3 protein-coding genes are annotated in these 2,919 nt (G+C 46.8%); 2 read left to right on the top strand and 1 reads right to left on the bottom strand.

What is annotated here, in order from left to right; all coding sequences use genetic code 11:
• On the top strand, window positions 1–207 hold a 207-nt coding region (locus F6K52_RS34905; protein ID WP_293089566.1), incomplete at its 5' end, for a zinc ribbon domain-containing protein.
• Window positions 208–218: 11 nt separating this feature from the next.
• On the opposite strand, the gene recA is transcribed toward F6K52_RS34905, so the two are convergent.
• On the bottom strand, window positions 219–1,304 hold the full coding sequence (gene recA, locus F6K52_RS34900) for a recombinase RecA (RefSeq protein WP_075900675.1): 1,086 nt from the start codon (window positions 1,302–1,304) through the stop codon (window positions 219–221).
• Window positions 1,305–1,598: 294 nt separating this feature from the next.
• Here recA and xseA point away from each other — a divergent pair, with 294 nt between their 5' ends.
• Entirely contained in the window at window positions 1,599–2,855 is a 1,257-nt protein-coding gene (gene xseA / locus F6K52_RS34895) for an exodeoxyribonuclease VII large subunit (RefSeq protein ID WP_293089564.1), read from the top strand.
• Window positions 2,856–2,919: the final 64 nt, after the last annotated feature.

Here is a 2,919-nt window from a genome sequence, read left to right as displayed (position 1 = left end):
ACTTGGGTTTGTCCAGGTTGCGGAACTCACCACGATAGAGACGGTAATGCGGCCAAGAATATTAGGGCAGAAGGGATCAGAATGCTATCCTCCTCTGGGACGGGGGAGGTCAACGCCAGTGGAGAAGAAGTAAGACCAAAGCGAGGACGCCCGTCTAAGCTAAGGCGTTCTTCCGTGAAGCTGGAAGCCCCGGCCTCAAAGAATTAGGCCGGGGTAGTTCACGCCTCCTCATCTCCTGCTTCGATGCTATCCCCGTCTTTGCTATCCATAGGAGCGACTGAGTTAGCGGAAACTACTGCTCCCATGTCGAGAGCCTGACGTACTTGCTGCTCAATATTCTCAGCAAACTCGGGATGTTCAACCAAATACTTAACTGTATTATCTCGACCTTGAGCAATATTGTCCCCATTGTGGCTATACCAGGCTCCCTTGCGCAGAATGACTTTGGTTTGTTCTGCTAAATCCACCAGACACCCTAAGCGGGAAATCCCTTGGCCAAAAATAATGTCAAACTCTGCAATGCGGAAAGGAGGAGCAACTTTATTTTTGGCAACTTTGACTTTGGCACGAATCCCATATTCCCCCTCGTTAGATTTTTTCAGGGTTTGAATGCGACGAATATCCAGGCGAACTGAAGCATAGAACTTAAGTGCATTACCACCCGTAGTCACCTCTGGGCTACCATAGGTGATGCCGATTTTTTGTCGTAGCTGATTGAGGAAAATAACAGTACACCCAGACTTACCAATGTTACCAGCAATTTTTCGCAGCGCTTTACTCATCAACCGCGCCTGTAACCCAACTTGGTTGTCACCCATTTCCCCCTCAATTTCTGCACGGGGTACCAAAGCAGCTACGGAGTCAATCACAACGATATCCACTGCCGCAGAACGAACCAGTTGATCCACAATTTCTAGGGCTGATTCCCCTGTGTCAGGTTGAGATACTAAAAGGTTTTCGATGTCAACCCCCAAAGCTGCAGAGTAGGTAGGATCAAGAGCATGTTCTGCATCAACAAACGCTGCAACTCCCCCAGATTTTTGGACTTCTGAGACAGCATGCAAGGCTAAGGTTGTCTTACCAGAGCTTTCTGGACCATAAATTTCTATAATGCGACCTTTTGGCAGACCACCCCCCAAGGCTAAATCTAGGGTAATTGCCCCACTCCGAATTGTTTCCACTTTCATGCGGGTGGCATCACCCAAGCGCATGATGGCACCTTTACCAAAACTACGCTCAATTTGTTTTAGTACCAGGTTTAGAGCTTTTTCTTTTTCGGGACTGTTTGTGATTGGGGTAGCCATGGATGCCTCAAAAAATTTACTGTATCGGGACGGGTTTTGTAGTTTTAATTCTCCCCCTAGAGAAACATGGGGGATTGAGAGGGGATGTTGCTCAAGGAATTATAGACTATAAATTAATGATCCATTTTAACTGTTTAAGCTCCTTGAGCTCTCTGCAAAACTGCTTGGTTAAGCTGGGTATGAATGCTGAGGAGGATCAGTACTTGGGTAAATTATAGTACAAAAGTACTTCTTTGTAAATAAATTATCTGAAAGGAACTATTGGGATTTTCTCATAGGGGGGCGTTCAGCGCATTGAACTCATCTACAATCAATTCCCTATTCTCAGAAGCAATTGTGTCGGTTGCTGGGTTAACCGACTATATCAAAGAGTTGTTAGAGGAAGATAACCAACTCCATAGAATTTGGGTGATTGGAGAAGTTTCTAGTAGCAACCACCATCCAAAAGGGATGTTTTTTACCCTCCAAGACCCAGATGCCAAGGCTACTATAAAGTGTGTAGCCTGGAGGAGCCAGTTAAGCAAGCTGGTGCAGCTACCAGCAGTAGGAGAACAGTTGATTATTTTGGGCAGCCTCCGAGTTTATCCTCAGCGGGGACAGTATCAGCTGAATGTCTGGCAAGCCTTACCGGCGGGTGAGGGGTTGCAAGCCTTGCGCTCACGCCAATTACGCCAAAGATTTGAAGCCGAAGGATTATTTGACCCACAACGAAAGCGCCCCCTGCCGATTCATCCTGAAACTATTGCTGTAGTTACCTCTCCCCAAGCGGCTGCTTGGGGAGATATTAAACGTACACTACAGCAACGGTATCCTGGTTTACGAGTGTTGTTTTCACCGGCTCAGGTTCAGGGGGAACTTGCGATCGCATCCATAGTTAACGCTATTGATCGAGTCGAGCGGGATGGCAGAGCCAAACTACTGATATTAGCTCGGGGGGGTGGAGCATCAGAGGATTTAGCTTGTTTCAATGATGAACGGGTGGTGCGAGCAATTGCTCAATGCTCAATACCAGTGATCACCGGTATTGGTCACCAACGGGATGAATCCTTAGCTGACTTAGTAGCTGACCACAGTACTCACACCCCTACAGCAGCAGCGGAACAAGCTGTACCAGAACTGATCACCCTTTATGCTGAACATCAACAACGGCGGACGACCCTTTATCAAGCGGTGACTCAAATCACAGAGGCATCTTGCCATAAACTGCACCACCTAAGAACAAGATTGCGACACCTAGCTCTAGACCAACAACTACACCAGGAACAAAATGCGATTACATTTCAGCATCAGCGATTATTGCAAGTGACATCAAAGCGTCTGAGCCAAGGGATCCAGCACTGTCAACTTCTCAAGGAAAAGCTCAATAGCCTTGACCCTCAAAAAGTCCTACAACGAGGCTATGCACTAGTGCGCACCGCAGAAGGAACCATTGCTTCGTCTACCGAGAATTTGGCTTCTGGAGAAGAACTACAAATTCAGTTAGGTGAGGGTCAAGTTAATGTCAAGATTATCGAGATTGTTGATAGTTTACCGTTAACCGTTGATCGTTAACGGTTAAGCTAAAGCTTCTAAAGCTTGCTCTACAATAAGAGCCGCTTGATCAACTTCCTCGGCT

The sequence above is a fragment of the Moorena sp. SIO3H5 genome (genome assembly GCF_010692395.1).
In the GTDB taxonomy this organism is placed as follows: Bacteria; Cyanobacteriota; Cyanobacteriia; order Cyanobacteriales; family Coleofasciculaceae; genus Moorena.
This window is presented reverse-complemented; position numbering and strand designations above follow the sequence as displayed.

Excerpts from the sequence above, each read along its gene's own strand:
- recA (WP_075900675.1), bottom strand. The coding sequence starts at position 1,304 with ATGGCTACCCCAATCACAAACAGTCCCGAAAAAGAAAAAGCTCTAAAC.